The organism is uncultured Thiohalocapsa sp. (genome assembly GCF_913063425.1).
In the GTDB taxonomy this organism is placed as follows: domain Bacteria; phylum Pseudomonadota; class Gammaproteobacteria; order Chromatiales; family Chromatiaceae; genus Thiohalocapsa.
This window is the reverse complement of the sequence record NZ_CAJXYK010000004.1, coordinates 146,605-164,310: the sequence shown is the minus strand read 5'-3', so window position 1 is coordinate 164,310 and position 17,706 is coordinate 146,605. Positions and strand designations below refer to the sequence as shown.

Sequence of the window (17,706 nt, the reverse complement as noted above, 5' to 3'; positions counted from 1 at the left end):
GGGCCGGCGAGTCCCTGCCCGTATTTCGTACTCCGGACTCCGCACCTCTTCAAGAACCTCTTTGCAGATCTCCGCCACCGCCAGAGCTCGACCGCCGATGCCGTCCCAACCCACCAAAACCCTCGAAACCTTCGACAACCCCGAGCCCGGCCGCGACTATGTCATCCGCATCCGCGTCCCGGAGTTCACCTGTCTGTGCCCCAAGACCGGCCAGCCAGACTTCGCAGAGCTCACCATCGAGTACATTCCCGAAGCCAAGTGCGTGGAGCTGAAGAGCCTGAAGCTCTACGTCTGGTCCTTCCGCGACGAGGGCGGCTTCCACGAGGCCATGACCAACCGCATCCTGGGCGACCTGGTGGCGGCGACCCAGCCGCGCTTCATGCGCCTGACGGCGGACTTCAATGTCCGCGGCGGCATCTACACCAAAGTGGTGGCGGAGCACCGTGCACCGGGGTGGCAGGCGGCGGCGCCCGTACAGCTGCCGTGAGCGCCGCCTGGGCCATGGGCATCGGCCCCGCCGGCGGCGAGCCCCGCAACGGAATGGGCGTCGGCATCGGCGTGGATGTGGGCACCAGCGGCGTGCGCGCGCTGGCGTTGGACGCCGCCGGCAACCGTCTGGGGACAGCCACCGAGCCGCTGCCGCCACCGCAGCACAGCGCCGCCGGCGGCGTGCGGCAGGCGCCTGAGCTTTGGTGGGCGGCCCTGGTGGCGGTGCTGCGGCGCCTCACCCGGGCGCTGGACCTGGATGGCCGCCGCACAGCGCTGTGCCTGGACGCCACCTCCGCCAGCGTGCTCATCGCCGACGGCGGCGGGCGTCCACTGGGCCCTGCGCTCATGTACAACGACCGCAGCGCGGTCCAGGCCGCGGCAACGGTGGCCGCAGTGGCACCGCCCGATGCACCGGCCCTCGGCGCAGGGGCCAGCCTGGCCAAGGCCTTGCACCTGCTGGGCGCGACGCATACCGATCCGAGCGCCGGCCAGGGCGCCGACGGGGGCGCTGTACGCATCCTGCATCAGGCGGACTGGCTGCTGGGGCGGCTGCTCGGGCGCTTCGGCGACAGTGACTGGAACAACGCGCTGAAGCTCGGCTTCGACCCGGTGGCCGAGCGTTGGCCGGATTGGCTCTCGGCGCTGCTGCCGGTCGGGACCTTACCGCGGGTGCACGCCCCGGGCACGGTGCTGGGCAGGATTGCAGCCGCGGCCGCCGCCGAGACGGGGCTGCCCACGGACACCCGTCTCTGCGCAGGCACCACCGACAGCACCGCCGCCGTACTCGCCACCGGCGCCGACGCGGTGGGCGATGCGGTGACCAGCCTCGGCAGTACGCTGGTGCTGAAGATCCTCGCCGAGCGGCCGGTGACCGCGCCGGCATACGGCGTCTACAGCCACCGCCTGCGGGACGGCTGGCTGGTGGGCGGGGCGTCCAACAGCGGTGGTGCGGCGCTGCGCGCCCACTTCGACGACGCGGCGCTGGCGCGGCTCAGCACCCGCATCGACCCGGGCCGTGACAGCGGACTCGACTACTATCCGCTGCCGGGGCCGGGTGAGCGCTTCCCGGTGCAGGACCCGCACATGGCGCCAAGGCTCACACCGCGTCCGGACGATGACGCCCGCTTCCTGCACGGCCTGCTGGAGGGCATCGCCCGCATCGAGCGCGACGGCTACCGGCTGCTCACCCGGCTCGGCGCGCCCGCGCCGCGGCGGGTGCTCAGCATCGGCGGCGGCGCCGCCAACTTCGTCTGGACCGCCATGCGGCGGCGGCTCCTCGGCATCGAGGTGGTAACCGCCGCGGAGCAGGAAGCCGCGGCGGGTGTGGCCCGGCTCGCACTGGCGGCGGCGGCCGGCGAGTAGTCCGGCGGCGGCGCGCTGCCCGGAGCCGCGCCGGCCGCCGCGCACCGCTGGTCCGGCCGGCGCCTCAGCCGGCCCCGCCGCCCAGCTTGTCCAGCAGCGCCTGGGCGTCGTCCGCCTGATCGGAGTTGGGGTGCTCGCGCAGCAGCCGACGCAGGATGGGCAGGGCCTCGCTGCCGCGGCCCACATCGCTCAGGGCGACGGCGGTGTGATAGGCGATCTCCGTCTGCGTCGGATAGGCCAGGTGCGCCTGCTGCAGGATGCTCAGGCCCTTGTCGCGCTCACCCGTGTTGAACAGGATCCAGCCGTAGGTGTCGGCCACCTCCGGGCGGTTCGGGTCCAGCTCATAGGCCTTGCCCGCGATCTCCAGCGCGCGCTGGTCGCCGCGCTCGTGCAGGATCCAGGCGAGGTTGTTGAGGATCAGAATATTGTTCTGCCCCGCAGCATAGAGCCGCTCGTAGATGGGCAGCGCCCGGTCTTCCATGCCCTCCCCGTGCATGAGCATCGCCAGCATGGCCTGGCTGCCCAGGTCCTGCGGCTGCTGCCGGGCCCAGTCCTCCAGCAGCGCAATGGCCTCGTCGGTGCGCTGAGCGCGGGTATAGGCCTCGGCGAGCTGGCGCGCCAGCGCGGCGGACGGTGCCAGATCCAGCGCCTTGCGCAGCGGCTCGATGGCGGCACCGTGCTTGCGCGCGGCCGTCTGCACCGTGCCCTCGATACGGTAGCCCAGGGCCTGGTCGGGATAGTCCCGCTGCAGCTCCCGGGCCACGGTCTCGGCGGCGGCGTAGTCTTCGGCCGCCACCAGCACCGAGGCCAGCGCCACGCGGGCGTCCACAAAGTCGGGCTTCAGCGCCACCGCCCGCTCGAAGGAGCCGCGGGCGGCATCCAGGGCCTCGCTCTTCCACTCGGCACCGCCCTTGAGATAGTGAATGCGCGGGTCATCGGGGCGCTGCTCCAGGATCTGATCGAAGGTGCGGATGGCGCTCGCCGGCTCGTCCGCCAGGGTCTGCGCACGGCCCAGCATCTCCAGCGCGTCCGCATTGTCCGGGAAGCGCGCGGCGAGGTCGCTGGCGGCCGTGAGCGCCTTCAGATACTCCTGCCGGTCGATGTAGTAACGGCTCATCAGCAGCCCCGGCTGGGCGGCCGTGGGGTTGGCGTCCTGGGCCTTGTTGAGCCACTCCAGGATACCGGCGTCGTCGCCGCGCAGCTCGGCGATGGCGGCCATGCCCAGCAGTGCGGCGAGGTTCTTGGGGTCGCCTTCCAGGGCACGGCGGTACTGGCCTTCGGCGGCATCCAGGTCTTCGCTTGCCACCTCGACCCGGGCCAGATTGATCAGTGCCGTCGAGAACTCGGGATCCAGCTCCAGCGCCTTCTCGAACCTGCCGCGGGCGGCGTCCAGCTTGCCCTGGGCGAGCAGCGCGAGGCCAGTGAGATTGAACGCCACCGGACTCTCCGGGCGGCGCGCTTCGAGCGCCTCGCTGGCGGCAATGGCGTCGTCATAGCGCTGCTCCTTGAGCTTGGCGAGCACCAGCAGCACATCCGCCTGCAGCACCTCCTGTCCGAGATCCACGGCGCTTTCCAGCTCATCGATGGCGCCGCCCATGTCGCCGCCGGCGATGAGCGTCAGTGCCAGCTGCGTGCGCAGCGCGGCCACGTCGGGCGCCGTCTCGACGGCCCGGCTCAGCCACGCCTGACCCTGCTCCTGATCGCCCGCCAGCATGTAGGCACTGCCCAGCAGTGCCATGACCTGCGGGTCGCTGTCGCCGGCGATGGGCTCCAGCACCTCCGCGGCGCGATCCGGCTCACGCAGCTTGAGGCGGGTGGCAGCCAGCACCTTCGCCGCCTGAAGATTGCCCGGCATCGCCGCATTGATGCGGGACAGATACTCCTCTGCGAGCTGCAGGTCATTGCGGGCGTAGCTCACGATGCCCATCAGCAACTGGCTCTGCACGTGCGCGGGCTGGGCGCTCAGCACCAGCTGCAGATGCTCGCCGGCCTGAGCCCAGTCCCGCTCGTAGAAGGCCATGACGCCGCGCAGGTAGCTCGCGACGACGATATTCGGCTGGATGGCGTCCACGCGCTCCAGGTCTGCCCGGGCCTCCTCGAAGCGCTGCAGGCTGACCTGGGTGGTGGCGCGGCCCAGCAGCGCGCGCAGGTTCTCGGGCTCCAGCGCCAGCACCTCGCCGAACAACGCGACGGCGGCCTCGGGCCGCTCGGCGCGGCGCTCCACCTCGGCGCGCAGCAGCATGACGTCCGGCTCGCTCGGGTACTGCTCCAGCAGGCGGGCGGAGGTGGCGTCGGCGGTGTCGATGTCGCCGTCGAGCAGGGCCAGCTGCACCAGGCCCGCGCCCGCCTCGCGGTCGCCCGGGTCCAGCGCCACCGCGTCCGCGAAGGCCTGCTTGGCCGCATCGATCTCCTCGAGCCCGAGGTGCGCACGCCCCCGCAACGCCAGCGCCCGAGCGCGGGCATCCGCCGGCAGCGCGTCCACGTCGAGGGACTCCAGCACCTCGGCGAAGCGCTGCTGCTGCAGCTTCGCCTCGATCAGGTCGAAGCGCAGCGCCGCCAGGTCCGCGCCGATGTCGAGCGCGCGGCGCAGCTCCTTTTCGGCCGCGGCACCATTGCCGCCGCGCAGATAGACCTGACCGAGCAGGACGCGGGCCTCGACCTGGTTGGGGTCCGCCTGGAGCAGGTTCTTGAGCTCGATCTCGGCGGCGCTGTAGTTACCCTCATCGAAAAACGCCTGCGCCTTGCCGAGCTGGGCATCGTCGGCCCACAGCGGCGGAGCCGCGAGGGCACACAGCAGTATCGGCAGACGAAATGCACGGCGCAGCGCGAGACATGGGCGTTTGGTCATGACGACCTCCGGTGGATGGTTTACGGATGCGGGATGACGAAACGCGGCGCATTCGGCCGCCACCGACGCCACTTGTCAATTCGGAATCTTGTATTTCTTCATCAGGTTGTAGAGCGTCGGCCGGGTGATGCCGAGCAGCTCCGCAGCCCGGGACAGATTGCGGTCGGCGTGGTGGACGGCCCGGTTGATGGCCTGCATCTCGGCAAGCTCGCGCACCGCGCGCAGGTCGAAGGGCGTCTCGCGCACCTCCACGTCCGCAAGCTCCAGGTCATCGGCGGTGACTTCCCGGCCATCGGCCATCACCACAGCGCGCTTGACGCGGTTTTCCAGCTCGCGGACGTTGCCCGGCCAGTTGTAGGACTCGATCACCGACAGCGCCTGCCGGGTGAAGGTTTTCACCGGCTTGCGATGCCGTGCCGCGAACCGCGTAAGAAAGGCCCGGGCGAGCACCACGGCGTCATCCTGGCGCTCCCGCAGCGGCGGTACGTTGATGGTGGCCTCGTTGATGCGGTAGTAAAGATCCTCGCGGAATCGCCCTTCCTCGATGAGCTTCGGCAGCTCCTGATGCGTCGCACAGATGACCCGCACGTCCACCGGGATCTCCTGGCGACCACCGATGCGCTCGATGACCCGCTCCTGCAGGAAGCGCAGCAGCTTGGCCTGCAACGACATGGGCAGGTCGCCGATCTCGTCCAGGAACAGGATGCCGCGGTCCGCGGTCTCGATCTTGCCGCGGGTGGTCTTGACCGCGCCGGTGAAGGCGCCCTTCTCGTAGCCGAACAGCTCGCTCTCCAGCAGGGCGTCCGGAATCGCGGCGCAGTTGATGGCCACCAACCGACGGCTGCTGCGGCTGCTCAGCGAGTGCAGGATGCGCACCAGCACCTCCTTGCCGGTGCCGCTCTCGCCAAGGATGAGCGTGGTCACGTCCGTCGGCGCGAGCTTCTCGATGCTGCGACACACCTCCAGCATCTGCGGGCTCACGGCGATGAGCTCACCGAAGGGCGACTCGGGCACGGCGGTGGCGAGCCTGCGGTATTCGCCTTCCAGGCGCGCAAGCTTCGCGGCACGCTGCACGGTCAGCGAGAGCAGATCGGGGTCGATGGGCTTCTCGAAGAAGTCATAGGCGCCGCGGCCCACCGCGCGCACGGCGTTGTCGCGGTCGTTGTGGCCTGTGACGACGATGATTTTGGTGTCCGGCGCCCGGGTCAGGATCTCGTCCAGCAGGCGAAAGCCCTCGCTGGTGCCGCCCGGGTCCGGCGGCAGCCCGAGGTCCAGGGTCACCACCGTGGGCGCGGCCTGCTCGAGCGCCTTGAGTGCAGTTTCGGCGTCGGAGGCGAGGGCGACATCGCAGCCCTCGAAGCTCCAGCGCAGCTGCCGCTGCAGGCCCGGATCATCCTCGACGATGAGAAGTCTGATGTTGTCTTCTTGCACTGAAGTCATACCACTGCGACCACGGGCGTCTGCGCCTGCGCTGCACCCGCCAACGGCAGGCGGATGGAGAAGCAGGTGCCGCGCCCCGGCTCACTGTCCACGTCCACGCGCCCGCCGGCCAGGGCGACGAGGGCCTTACATTCATACGCGCCGATGCCCATGCCGGCGAGGCCTTTGGTCGAATCGAAGGGCCGAAACAGCCGCTCGCGGATGAACTCCTCGTCCATGCCGCAACCGTCGTCTTCGATGTCGACCACCGCCATGCCGTCCGCCATACGCAGGGTCACCTGCACCTGCCCGTGCTTGTCGGTGGCATCCTGGGCGTTCTGCATGACATTGCGCAGCACGGCCTCCAGGCGCTCGGCGTCCGCGCAGACCTCGGGTGCCGCAGCATCGGCAACCCGCAGCTGTGGTGCGGGCGCCTGCACGGCCCGCGCCTTGACGGCCCGCTCCAGCAGTGGTCGAAGTGCAACGTGCTGCTGCGCACCCGTGGGCACCGCCGTCCGCAACTGCAGGAGCAGTCGGTTCATGCGCTCGACGGAGTCGCTCACCGTCTGCAGCGCGTCGTCCACGAACTCCGGCTTATCACGGTAACGCTCCGCATTGCGACTGACCAATGACAGTTGTGCAACCAGATTCTTCAGGTCGTGCACGACGAAGGCGGACAAGCGGTTGAAGCCCTCGAACTGCTGGGCCTCGGCGAGCGCGGCGGCCGCTTCCTCCAGTGCCAGATAGCTCGCCGCCTGACGCGCCGCGGTCTGCAGCAGCTGCACATTCTCCCAGCCAAGCTCCTGGGGCGCGCGCGGACGGGCGAGCAGCACGAACCCGAGGACGTTGGTCTCGTGCATCAGCGGCACCAGCAGCCAGAGCCGCTCGTTGGCGCGCAGCCAGGTCGGCAGCGCCGCAGCAACCTCCACACCGACCGCAGGCCCGGCGAGATCCACCACCGGCCCGCCGGGCTCCAGGGCCGCGCACAGCCGAGTCGGCTGCCAGCGCGTGTCCAGCTCAGACGGCGGCAGGTTCCAGCAGCGCCGGAAGGCGCAGTTGCCGTCCGCGTCCCGCACCCAGATGGCGCCGCCCGGGCTGTCCACCAGCTCGGCGAGGGCGAAGATGATGCGTTCCGGCAGGGTCGCCTGCAACACCTTGCCGGACAGCACCCGGATGAGTCTGAGCCATTCCTCACGGTAATCGTAGCGATAACTGTAGAAGTGCCGGCTCACGAACAGCTTGAGCCGCGAGCGCAGCTGCCCGGAGAACAGCAGCACCAGGAGCAGGAGCGCCGCACCGAAGAAGAACAGGGGCTGGAAGACAAGGCTCCACTCCCCGCCGTAGGCCCGGATGTAGTAGCCGGCCAGGGCCATGAACAGCAGATAGATGCCCGCCGCCATGAGCGTCGTGGAGTGGATGACGACGCTGCGGGAGACGGCAAGATCGAAGGACCACTGCGGGTTGCGTGCCACCGAAACCGCCAGCAGGGGCATGATCACCGCATTGACGCCGCCGCGGGCGAGCCAGACGCCCCTATCCAGGCGGCCGAACAGCAGCGCGTCGGCGAAGAAATAGAAGTCGTAAACGAAGACGGCACCGAGCCCGAAGCACAGGAACTTGATACCCCAGCGGTGCTGCCAGGGCGTGTTGCGGTAGAGCTGCTCGACGAGGAACAGCCCACCGACGGTCAGCAGCAATTGGCCGATGAGCCGCACATTCGCCAGCCACCCGCCCGCGCCGGGCAGCAAATCCTCGAACGGCAGCAGCAGCAGGCCGCCGCCCACGAGCATGGCCCAGCGAAACAGCCGCAGGCGCTCCGCGAGCCCCTCACGCAGCTGGCTCAGCACCCGCAGCAGGAACAGGCACCAGGCCACCATGCGGGCGGCCTCCGCGGCCCAGGTCGCCTGTACCGGCACCACCTGCCACTGCGCCTGCAGCGCGAGCAGCACGGCCCAGACGACACTCGCCAGCACCGCCAGCAGCAACAGCCCGCCCTGCAGGCGACCACGCCAGCTGGTGACCAGCAGCAGTGCAAGCACGGCCATGGCCACGGCATCGGCCGCATAGCCGAGGAAGCCGATCAGCTCCGGTGTCACGCCGGTGGGCACGTCTCACCCCGCCCAGCCCCACTCGGGCCCTCAGCGGGCCCCCTTGCCGAGCAGCACCACCTCGACGGTCTGCAGCAGGATCACCAGGTCCAGGAAAACGCCGGCATGCTTCACGTAGTAAAGGTCGTATTCCAGCTTACGCTTGGCGTCTTCTTCGTCGGAGCCATAGGGGTAGAGCAGCTGCGCCCAGCCCGTCAGCCCCGGCTTCACGCGGTGGCGCTCGGCGTAGTACGGGATGCCGGTCGCCAGGCGCTCCACGAACTCCGGGCGCTCCGGGCGCGGACCCACCAGACTCATCTGCCCCTTCAGCACGTTGAAGAGCTGCGGCAGCTCGTCGAGCCGGGTCCGCCGCAGAAAGGCGCCGAGCGCTGTGATGCGGCTGTCGTTCTTCGCCGCCCAGCGCGCGCGGCCGTCCGCCTCGGCGTCCACCCGCATGCTGCGGAACTTGTGCAGCCGAAACGGCAGTCCACCCTGACCGATGCGGATCTGGTGGTAGAGAATCGGGTCCCGGCCGCGGGATTCCACCAGGGAAGCAGCCGCCACCAGCAGCATCAGGGGGGCAGCCAAGAGCAGCATCAGCGAGCCCAGGACCAAATCCAGGAGCCGCTTTCCGTAGAGCCCGGTGACGCCCATGTTGAAGCCGTCGCGGGAGAAGAAGATCCAGCTCGGGTGCAGCAGATCGATCTTGACGCAGGCGAGCTCCTTCTCGAAGAAGCTCAGCAGATCGAGCACGGCGAAGCCGCTCAGCTTGCAGTCAAGCAGCTCGCCCACGGGCAGCTTGCGGCGACGGTCGTCCGCGGCGACGACGATCTCGTCGACATTGTTGGCGATGGCGAGCTCCAGCAGCGAGCCCCGCTGCACCAGGATCCTGTCATCCGCCAGCAGCCGCTGACTGCGGGGCAACGGCACATAGCCGACCACGTTGAACCCGAGCGTGGTGTCGCTGCCCACGAGCTCGGCGATGCGCTCGGCATTGACGCCGGCACCGAGGACCAGCACGCGGCGCTTCTGTGACTCCGCCCCGGCGATCCGATCGATCGCCACGCGCAGGGCGACGGTGCCGGCGAAGGAAAAGAGCAGCGACAGCGCCAGGATGCCGCGGCCCATGAAGATGACCGGGAACAGGTAGAACAGCAGCGCGAGGATGGCGGTGCCGATGGCGAAGGCGATGGCGAGGCGCACGATGAAGCCCGCGTCGCCATCCGTGGAACGACGCTGATAGAGGCCCATAGACGCCACGGACAACGACATCACCAATGCGAAGATGAGTCCCGTGATCCAGGGGTCGCCGGGGGCGATGTCGTGCGGCAGCGTCCAATCGAAGCGCACGCCGACGCCGAGCTGCAGGGCAGCGACGAAGAGCGCAAACTCAAGCAGGCCGAGGACGAGGTTGAGCCCGGAGACGTGGTGGCCGAAGAGCCGCATGGTTCAGGTGTTTTCGCAACAGCACCCGCCTGTGGCCCCATGCAGAGGCGCCCCGCGGCGGTGGAGGGTGGGTTCACGTGCCCGCGCCGGAAACGGAGCAACACGCCCCGTCACCGCCCCAGAGAAGCCGCGTGCGACGCCCGGTGCACAGCTTCGGCGGGAGCCCATCCGGGGCACGGCGAGACGGTGGAATCACGGCGGCGCCCGCACGGGGAGCGCCCGCACCCGATACCGCCGCCCATGGTAGCATAGGCGCCGCCCAGGCAGACCGCAGGAGGTCTGCCTCGGACGCCGCGTCGCCCCAAGGTGTCGCTTAATTGGTCCGGGGTCCCGCGGGGATGCCAAGGGATAACGACATGCCGCACTGCCGGCGAACACCCCGAGGGCCGTCCTGTCGGCGGGTGGTGCGGGAGCAGCCCCGGAGCCTGACGCCATGAGCCGGCGACCGGCTGCGCCGACGCAACAAGGGCTGCTGCAAGGCGCCCCGGCCACAGGACGCAAGACGCATCCCCCTCACACAGCCTGATCGCCACCCTGCTGGAGCCAGGATCATGTCCCTTCGACTCGACGCGAGCACCACCACCATCGGTGTCGTCGGCCTGGGCTACGTGGGCTTGCCGCTCGCCGTCGCCCTGGGCCGGCGCTACCGGACCATCGGTCTCGACATCAATGCGGCCCGCATCGCGGAGCTGCGTGCCGGCCGCGACAGCTCGCTGGAAGTGGAGCCCGAAGAGCTCGCGGCCGCCGAGCACCTGAGCTTCACCACGGCGGCGGCGGACCTGGCCCCCTGCGATGTCTACATCGTCACCGTACCGACCCCCATCACAGAGGCGAAGACACCGGACCTGAGGCCGCTCACCTCCGCCAGCGAGCTCCTCGGCGGCGTGCTCGCGCCCGGCAATGTGGTGATCTATGAGTCCACCGTCTACCCGGGCGCCACGGAAGAGGTTTGCGTGCCCTTGCTGGAGGCGGGCTCGGGGCTCAAGCTCAACACGGACTTCTTCGTCGGCTACAGCCCGGAGCGCATCAACCCGGGCGACAAGGAGCACCGGCTCACCACCATCAAGAAGGTCACCTCGGGCTCCACGCCAGAGGCGGCGGACTTCGTGGATGCGCTCTACGCGAGCATCATCACCGCCGGCACCCACCGCGCGAGCAGCATCCGCGTCGCCGAGGCGGCCAAGGTGATCGAGAACACCCAGCGCGATGTGAACATCGCGCTCATCAACGAGCTGGCGCTGATTTTCAACCGGCTCGGCATCGACACCGACGAGGTCCTCGCCGCCGCCGGCAGCAAGTGGAACTTCCTGCCCTTCCGCCCAGGCCTGGTGGGCGGCCACTGCATCGGCGTGGACCCCTACTACCTCACCCACAAGGCGCAGCAGATCGGCTATCACCCGGAGATCATCCTCGCCGGGCGGCGGCTCAACGACAGCATGGGCGCCTTCGTCGCGAGCCAGGTGGTGAAGCTCATGGCCGCGCGCAACGGCTTCCCGCACGATGCCCGGGTGCTGCTGCTGGGGCTCACTTTCAAAGAGAACTGCCCGGACCTGCGCAACACGCGGGTGGTGGACATCGCCGCGGAGCTGAAGCGCTACGGCGTCCACTGCGACGTGCACGACCCCTGGGCCAGCGCTGACGAAGCGCAGCAGGAATACGGCATCCAGCTCATCACGCCCACAGCCGGCGACGGCTATGATGCCGTGGTGCTCGCGGTGGCCCACCGCCAGTTCGCCGCGATGGGCATCGACGCCGTGCGGGCACTCGCCAAGCCCGGCGCCATTGTCTACGACGTGAAGCACCTCTTCCCGGCAGCAGCCGTGGACGGCCGGCTCTGAGGACGCGGGGCGACGCCGCCCCCACCAGCAGCCAACCGCAACCCTGACCCCGCACAGCTCAGCATCATGAAAGTCCTCGTCACCGGCAGCGCCGGCTTCATCGGCTCCGCCCTGTCCCTGCGGCTGCTGGAGCGCGGCGACAGGGTCATCGGCATCGACAACCTGAACGATTACTACGACGTGAGCCTCAAGCAGGCGCGCCTTGATCGCGTGCGCGCCCATGCCGGCTTCAAAGACCTGCGCCTCAGCCTGGAGGACCGCAACGGCGTCGCCGCGGCCTTCGCCGAGCACCGCCCGGACCGCGTGGTCAACCTCGCCGCCCAGGCCGGCGTGCGCTACTCCATCGAGAACCCGCTCGCCTACGTGGATACCAACCTGGTGGGCTTCGCGCACATCCTGGAGGGGTGCCGGCACAACGCCGTCGAGCACCTGGTGTATGCGTCCTCCAGCTCCGTCTACGGCGCCAACACCAGCATGCCCTTCTCGGTGCACGACAACGTGGACCATCCGCTGAGCCTCTACGCCGCCAGCAAGAAGGCCAACGAGCTGATGGCCCACACCTACAGCCATCTCTACCAGCTCCCGACCACGGGCCTGCGCTTCTTCACCGTGTACGGCCCCTGGGGCCGGCCCGACATGGCGCTGTTCAAGTTCACCCGCGCCATCCTCGCAGGGGAGCCCATCGAGGTGTTCAATTACGGCAGGCACCGCCGCGACTTCACCTACATCGACGACATCGTCGAGGGCGTGATCCGGGTGCTGGACAAGATCCCGGAGCCGAACCCCGACTGGTCCGGCGACGCCCCCGACTCCGCCACCAGCTCGGCGCCCTACCGGCTGTACAACATCGGCAACAACCAGCCCGTGGAGCTGATGCACTACATCGAAGTGTTGGAGCGCTGCCTGGGACGCGAGGCCGAGAAGAACCTGCTGCCGCTGCAGCCGGGCGACGTGCCGGACACCTATGCCGATGTCACGGACCTGGTGGAGCAGCTCGGCTATAAGCCCGCCACCAGCGTCGAGGACGGCGTGGCGCGGTTCGTGGACTGGTACCGGGGCTACTACGGGGTCTGAGCCCGCCCGCGACCGCGCCTGCAAAGCGGGCGCAAGCGCCAGCTTCCTTGACTGCCCGGGCCGACAGAACGTCCCAAGAGGGCGCTGAGCGGCACCGTGGCCTGGCTCGCTCATCCTTCGCAACGCGCTTGCAGAAAAGGCTTTGCCAGCAGCCGATATGCGTTGGAGAGCGGTGTCGCGCGCCCGCACGCCCCACTGCCGCGACCAACGGCCGAGTCCCGCACCCCGGGGATGCTCGGGTCTGCCATGGGGCGCCCATCACGCCGAGTAGGCTGCTCCCACCTCGATAGGCGGGCTGCGGATCGCCTCCGCACACGCGATGATCCGCCGCGATGGCCTGTGCTACGCCGAATTGAACGCTCTTCCGCTCTCGTATTGCCATGACCCACAGCGCAACGCCCGATGCACCGGTGCGTACCAAGGCGTATGCAGCCGATGATGCCGTCTCGCCGCGTTCCGAGAACGGCCGCCGCGTCCCGGAGGCGACCTACTGGGCCGAGTACTACCACGCCGCAGACATCTGCTACGAATGGAACGACGGTCGCCTGGAGGAGAAGCCGGTGTCGCGCTGGGAGACCATTGCCGTCTACAAGTGGCTCATGGGCCTGCTGGAGCACTTTCTGAAGGTCCACCCCATCGCCGATTGGGTGGTGCTGGAGATGGGGTTTCGCCTGGCGCTGGCCGACAAGACCATCATCCGCCGTCCCGATCTGGGCGTCGTCCGCCGCGACAATCCCCAGCCGCTCGGCCCCGGCATGGCGTCCTACCCGGGCATTTTCGATGTGTGCATCGAGGCCCTGTCCGACCTGAGCCAGCAGGACATTCGCCGTGACACGGTCACGCAGCACGGCGAGTACGCCGCGGGCGGCGTACCCGAATACTACATCCTCTCCCACCGCGTCGAGCACCAGGCGTTCTATACGCTGGATACAGCCGGCCACTATGTGCCGCTGCCGCTCACCGACGGCGTGGTGCGCTCACGGGTCCTGCCCGGCTTCCAGTTCCGCCCGCGCGACCTGTGCGCGCAGCCGGACTGGGACAGCCTGCGCGCCGACCCGGTGTACGCCGGCTTTGTGCTGTCCGGCTGGACCGCGGCCGAGCAGCGCGCCGAGGCCGAGGCCGCCGCGCGCCGGCAGGCGGAAGCGGAGCTGGCCCGGCTGCGCGCGGAGATCGATGCATCGAAACAGTAGGCCTCAGAACGGGGGCGCCGCATCCTCGACGCCGGTGTCGGCGGTCGCAGCCGCGCCCTGCCGCGGAGGTGCAGCCTCGCCTGCGGGCACCAGCTCGGCCTCCAGGCAGCCCAGGAGCCCCCGCAGCTGCTCGCTCATCAGCGTCATCTCCGCCTCGAAGCGCAGCGCCGGGTCCTCGTCCTCGGCCCCGTCCAGGGCCTGCTCGATAAGCTCGTCCTGGAATTTCAGGCGCTTGAGCGACAGATCGTCGGCAAGCACCAGGGACAGCGCGTCCTGCCAGTTGAGCCCGACGGCCGCCACGCGCATGCCCGTGTCGATGTGCGCGCGGACCTCCGGCGAGCCCAAGTCCACCCCGCGGCAGCGCACGACGCTGCCCTTGTCGGCGGGGTCGCGCAGCTCACACTGATCTTCCAACATCAGCCCAGCGGGCGGCTCACCGGACAGCACCCAGGCGGTGAAGCGCTCGGCGGCCGCCGGCGCGGCGAGCGGCGTCACCGGCAGCGAGCCGAGGCTCTCGCGCAGCAGGGACAGGACCTCCTCGGCCAGCTTGTCGGAGGCCGCATCCACCACCACGCGCCCGGCCTGCGGGTCGATCAGCGCCGGGATGAGCCGCGAGCGGGTGAAGGCCTGCGGCAGCATCTCCGCCAGCAGGGCATCGCGCAGCTGCGATTTCTCGCGACGCGACACGTCCCGGCCCTCGGCCTGCTCCAATTCGGCGACGCGCTCCGCCACCGCCTCGCTGACCACGGCCGCCGGCAACAGCCGCTCCTGCCGGCGCGCGGTCACCAGCAGGCAGCCGTTGGCGGCGTGCACCAGCATCTCCGCCTGCGGCCCGAGCGGCGGCGCCCAGCCGAGGGTCATGGCCTCCAGCGGCCCGCAGCCACGGAAGGTCTTCTCCGCCAGCTGCTCGTGCAGGGCGAGCTGGTCCAGCTCGAAGGGGGTGTTGAGCCGATAGGCCCGAGCGTTCTTGAACATCCGCTGCTCCCGCGCAAAAGCGGCGGATTATCCGGCTCCAGGCACAGGCGGGCAAACCCACATCGCGTTGACAGCAGGGTTGCTGGTTGTCGCGCATCAGGATTCGCACGCAACGGGCAACGATGCAACGCAAAGCGCCGACCTCGTTGCAATGGTTGCGGCATGGCGTCGTTGCGTGAACCTGTCTGAGCCGTGGCACCACGAGTCGAGAAAACAGGTTCAGGCAACCTCGGCCATCACGGACGGCGCCAGCGGCAGCCGCCGCGAGCCCCAGTGCCCGGGCTCGGCCTCGAAGACGCCCGCACATGGGGTGCCGCAGTGGCCGCAACGGCCATCTGCGGTGAGCCCCCAGTGCCCGAGCCGGTACCAGTCGCGCTCGATCAGCAGCTCGCCGCAGGCGTGGCAATAGGTGCTGCCGCCAGCGCCGTCGTGCACATTGCCGGTGTAGGCGTAGCGCACGCCATGATCCATGGCGATCTGCCGGGCGCGGCTGAGGGTGACCGCCGGCGTGGCCGGGACATCCTGCATGCGGTAGTCCGGATGGAAGGCGCTGAAGTGCATGGGCACGTCGGGGCCGACATGCTCCACCACCCAGTCCGCCATGCGCGCGAGCTCGGCGTCGCTGTCGTTGTGGCCCGGTATGATGAGCGTGGTGAGCTCCAGCCAGACGTCGGTTTCCTTGTGGACGTACTCGATGGTCTCCAGCACCGGGTCAAGGTGTGCGCTGCAGAGCTGCTTGTAGAAGTCGTCGGTGAAGGCCTTCAGGTCGATGTTGGCGGCGTCCATGCAGGAGAAGAACTTCTCCCGGGCCCCCGGGGATACATAGCCCGCCGTCACCGCCACGTTGCGGATGCCGAGCGCCCGGCAGGCCTCGGCCGTGTCACAGGCATACTCCAGAAAGATCACCGGGTCGTTGTAGGTGTAGGCGACACTGCGGCAGCCGTGGCTGGCGGCGGCGTGGGCGATGCCCGCCGGCGAGGCCTCCGCCGCGAGCGTATCCATCTGCCGGGACTTCGACACGTCCCAGTTCTGGCAGAAGCGGCAGGTGAGGTTGCAGCCGGCGGTGCCGAAGGACAGCACCGGGGTGCCGGGCAGGAAATGGTTGAGCGGCTTCTTTTCGATGGGGTCGATGCAGAAGCCGCTGGAGCGCCCGTAGGTGTACAGCACGACGGCGCCGTCCTCGCAGCCGCGCACGAAGCAGAGCCCGCGCTGGCCCTCCTTCAGCACGCAGGCACGTGGACAGACGTCGCATTGCACCCGGCCATCGTCGAGCCGGTGCCAGAATGCCGTGGGGTGGGCGGATGTCGCGCGCATGGAGGCTCTCCGGAGATCGGGCACGCGGCGCTGCAAGGGCTGCCGCGCGCGCTAGAATTCAGGTCAGGCGTCCGGCATCAGCCGCTTTACCCCGATGACCATGCTGGTATTGAACAGCGGGTGCCCGGACTTACCCTAAGTATGGTAGTCACAAATCCTGTCCGCAGCGGACATCCAGCCATGTCGAACATTCGCCGACCCGCGGTTGCAGGCCTCTTCTATCCGGGCGACGCAGCTGAGCTGCACCGCACCGTGACGGAGCTGCTCGCCGCCGCCAAGCCGTCCACCGCGACGCAGCCCAAGGCGCTCATCGCACCCCACGCCGGCTATGTCTACTCGGGCGCCATCGCCGCCAGCGCCTATGCCCGGCTGACGGAGCCCGAGCGCATCCGCCGGGTGCTCCTGCTGGGGCCGGCCCACCGGCTGCCCTTCCGCGGCATTGCGGTCCCCGAAGCCGCCGCGCTCGCCACCCCTCTCGGCGAGGTGCCGGTGGACCGCGCAGCGCTCGCCCACATCGCTGACCTGCCACAGGTGCATGCACTAGACAGGGCCTTCGACGGCGAGCATTGCCTGGAGGTGCAGCTGCCCTTCCTGCAGGAGCGCCTGACGGACTTCAGCGTCGTGCCGCTGCTGGTGGGCGATGCCGACGCCGACGCCGTGGCCGAGGTGCTGGAACGTCTGTGGGGCGGCCCGGAGACGCTCATCGTCATCAGCTCCGACCTGAGCCACTACCTGGACTACGACAGCGCCCGCAGCATCGACGCGCGCACCTCCGCCGCCATCTGCGCCCTGCGCCCCGAGGCCATCTCCACCCATCAGGCCTGCGGTCGCCATCCCATCGCCGGCCTGCTGACGGCGGCGCAGCACCACGCGCTGCACGGCGAGCAGCTCGATCTGCGCAACTCCGGCGACACCGCAGGCCCCAGGGACCGGGTGGTGGGCTATGGTGCCTATGCCTTCGGCTGACGACAGCGCGCGCGCACAGGGGCAGCCGCCGGGTGCCGACGCCGCGCCCACCGCAGGCAACGGCACCCCCGGCGATGCCAACGCGCCCGCACGGCTGCTGGACGACAGCCAACGCCGGCGCCTGCTCAGCATCGCGCGTGGGTCCATCCGCCATGGCCTGGACACGGGCCGGCCACCGGCACTCGACCTCGCCGCCGAGCCGCCGGCACTGACGCTGCCGCGGGCGGCCTTCGTGACCCTGGAGCTGCAACGCCGCCTGCGCGGCTGCATCGGCCACCTGGAGGCAACACAGCCGCTGGCGCTGGATGTCTGCGACAACGCCTTCGCCGCCGCCTTCCAGGACCCGCGCTTTCCGCCGCTGAGGGCCACCGAGCTGGACCCACTGTGCATCAAGGTCTCGGTGCTGACCCCGGCGGTGGAGCTGCGGTTCGCGGGCGAAGACGCGCTGCTGGCCCAGCTCGTGCCCGGCCATGACGGGCTGATACTCGCGGACGCCGGGCGCCGCGGCACCTTCCTGCCCTCGGTGTGGGAGCAATTACCGACACCAAGGGACTTCCTGCGCCGGCTCAAGGAAAAGGCAGGCCTGCCGCCGGATCATTGGAGCGACAGGCTGCGGGTCTGGCGCTACCGCACCGAATCCTTCGGCGAATAGCCGCCTGCGCCCACGCAGTACAGCACCAGCCGAGCGCATCAGCGAC

At 69.5% G+C, this 17,706-nt stretch carries 13 protein-coding genes; 7 read left to right on the top strand and 6 right to left on the bottom strand.

Annotated features, from left to right (window positions below; translation table 11 throughout):
* Positions 1–97 precede the first annotated feature (97 nt).
* Together queF and QZ607_RS03395 are read left to right on the top strand one after the other, a co-directional pair.
* Positions 98–487: a preQ(1) synthase gene (queF, locus tag QZ607_RS03400; RefSeq protein ID WP_295879656.1), complete on the top strand. Its 390-nt coding sequence runs from the start codon at positions 98–100 to the stop codon at positions 485–487.
* The gene (locus QZ607_RS03395; protein ID WP_367268147.1) at positions 484–1,851 is read left to right on the top strand and encodes an FGGY-family carbohydrate kinase; all 1,368 of its coding nucleotides are present in this window, start codon (positions 484–486) and stop codon (positions 1,849–1,851) included. The genes queF and QZ607_RS03395 overlap by 4 nt, the downstream gene beginning before the upstream one ends.
* A 64-nt stretch (positions 1,852–1,915) precedes the next feature.
* On the opposite strand, the gene prsT is transcribed toward QZ607_RS03395, so the two are convergent.
* The 4 genes from prsT to QZ607_RS03375 form a co-directional block, all read right to left on the bottom strand.
* Positions 1,916–4,699, bottom strand: a complete 2,784-nt coding sequence (gene prsT, locus QZ607_RS03390) for an XrtA/PEP-CTERM system TPR-repeat protein PrsT (protein ID WP_295879655.1) — start codon at positions 4,697–4,699, stop codon at positions 1,916–1,918.
* 75 nt (positions 4,700–4,774) lie between these two features.
* The gene (gene prsR / locus QZ607_RS03385; RefSeq protein ID WP_295879654.1) at positions 4,775–6,130 is read right to left on the bottom strand and encodes a PEP-CTERM-box response regulator transcription factor; all 1,356 of its coding nucleotides are present in this window, start codon (positions 6,128–6,130) and stop codon (positions 4,775–4,777) included.
* A 5-nt stretch (positions 6,131–6,135) separates the two neighbouring features.
* Positions 6,136–8,214 (bottom strand): XrtA/PEP-CTERM system histidine kinase PrsK, encoded by a 2,079-nt coding sequence (gene prsK / locus QZ607_RS03380; protein WP_295879653.1) that lies wholly within the window; start codon positions 8,212–8,214, stop codon positions 6,136–6,138.
* A 42-nt stretch (positions 8,215–8,256) separates the two neighbouring features.
* A complete protein-coding gene (locus QZ607_RS03375) occupies positions 8,257–9,651 on the bottom strand; it encodes a TIGR03013 family XrtA/PEP-CTERM system glycosyltransferase (RefSeq protein WP_295879650.1) in 1,395 nt (464 codons plus the stop codon).
* A gap of 551 nt (positions 9,652–10,202) precedes the next feature.
* Here QZ607_RS03375 and QZ607_RS03370 point away from each other — a divergent pair.
* The 3 genes from QZ607_RS03370 to QZ607_RS03360 all read left to right on the top strand — a co-directional run bounded on the left by QZ607_RS03370 (position 10,203) and on the right by QZ607_RS03360 (position 13,753).
* Complete coding sequence (locus QZ607_RS03370; RefSeq protein ID WP_295879648.1) at positions 10,203–11,489, top strand: nucleotide sugar dehydrogenase; 1,287 nt, start codon at positions 10,203–10,205, stop codon at positions 11,487–11,489.
* A gap of 66 nt (positions 11,490–11,555) precedes the next feature.
* The gene (locus QZ607_RS03365; protein WP_295879646.1) at positions 11,556–12,563 is read left to right on the top strand and encodes an NAD-dependent epimerase; all 1,008 of its coding nucleotides are present in this window, start codon (positions 11,556–11,558) and stop codon (positions 12,561–12,563) included.
* Positions 12,564–12,943: 380 nt separating this feature from the next.
* The gene (locus tag QZ607_RS03360) at positions 12,944–13,753 is read left to right on the top strand and encodes a Uma2 family endonuclease (RefSeq protein WP_295879644.1); all 810 of its coding nucleotides are present in this window, start codon (positions 12,944–12,946) and stop codon (positions 13,751–13,753) included.
* Positions 13,754–13,756: 3 nt separating this feature from the next.
* Here the strand turns inward: QZ607_RS03360 and QZ607_RS03355 are convergent, their stop codons facing one another.
* The gene (locus QZ607_RS03355) at positions 13,757–14,728 is read right to left on the bottom strand and encodes a recombination-associated protein RdgC (RefSeq protein WP_295879643.1); all 972 of its coding nucleotides are present in this window, start codon (positions 14,726–14,728) and stop codon (positions 13,757–13,759) included.
* A 219-nt stretch (positions 14,729–14,947) separates the two neighbouring features.
* Positions 14,948–16,042 carry an AmmeMemoRadiSam system radical SAM enzyme gene (gene amrS / locus QZ607_RS03350; RefSeq protein WP_295879642.1) on the bottom strand — a complete coding sequence of 365 codons (1,095 nt, stop codon included), beginning with the start codon at positions 16,040–16,042 and terminating at the stop codon, positions 14,948–14,950.
* A 180-nt stretch (positions 16,043–16,222) separates the two neighbouring features.
* Here amrS and amrB point away from each other — a divergent pair, with 180 nt between their 5' ends.
* On the top strand, positions 16,223–17,008 hold the full coding sequence (gene amrB / locus QZ607_RS03345) for an AmmeMemoRadiSam system protein B (protein ID WP_295879640.1): 786 nt from the start codon (positions 16,223–16,225) through the stop codon (positions 17,006–17,008).
* Complete coding sequence (gene amrA, locus QZ607_RS03340; RefSeq protein WP_295879638.1) at positions 16,995–17,660, top strand: AmmeMemoRadiSam system protein A; 666 nt, start codon at positions 16,995–16,997, stop codon at positions 17,658–17,660. Before amrB ends, amrA begins: the two co-directional genes overlap by 14 nt.
* Positions 17,661–17,706 lie beyond the last annotated feature (46 nt).

What these genes read in the sequence shown, in the direction of transcription:
- queF (WP_295879656.1), top strand. Translation starts at nt 98, where the DNA reads ATGCCGTCCCAACCCACCAAAACCCTCGAAACCTTCGACAACCCCGAG.
- prsT (WP_295879655.1), bottom strand. Translation starts at nt 4,699, where the DNA reads ATGACCAAACGCCCATGTCTCGCGCTGCGCCGTGCATTTCGTCTGCCG.
- QZ607_RS03375 (WP_295879650.1), bottom strand. Translation starts at nt 9,651, where the DNA reads ATGCGGCTCTTCGGCCACCACGTCTCCGGGCTCAACCTCGTCCTCGGC.
- QZ607_RS03370 (WP_295879648.1), top strand. Translation starts at nt 10,203, where the DNA reads ATGTCCCTTCGACTCGACGCGAGCACCACCACCATCGGTGTCGTCGGC.
- QZ607_RS03365 (WP_295879646.1), top strand. Translation starts at nt 11,556, where the DNA reads ATGAAAGTCCTCGTCACCGGCAGCGCCGGCTTCATCGGCTCCGCCCTG.
- QZ607_RS03360 (WP_295879644.1), top strand. Translation starts at nt 12,944, where the DNA reads ATGACCCACAGCGCAACGCCCGATGCACCGGTGCGTACCAAGGCGTAT.
- QZ607_RS03355 (WP_295879643.1), bottom strand. Translation starts at nt 14,728, where the DNA reads ATGTTCAAGAACGCTCGGGCCTATCGGCTCAACACCCCCTTCGAGCTG.
- amrS (WP_295879642.1), bottom strand. Translation starts at nt 16,042, where the DNA reads ATGCGCGCGACATCCGCCCACCCCACGGCATTCTGGCACCGGCTCGAC.
- amrB (WP_295879640.1), top strand. Translation starts at nt 16,223, where the DNA reads ATGTCGAACATTCGCCGACCCGCGGTTGCAGGCCTCTTCTATCCGGGC.
- amrA (WP_295879638.1), top strand. Translation starts at nt 16,995, where the DNA reads ATGCCTTCGGCTGACGACAGCGCGCGCGCACAGGGGCAGCCGCCGGGT.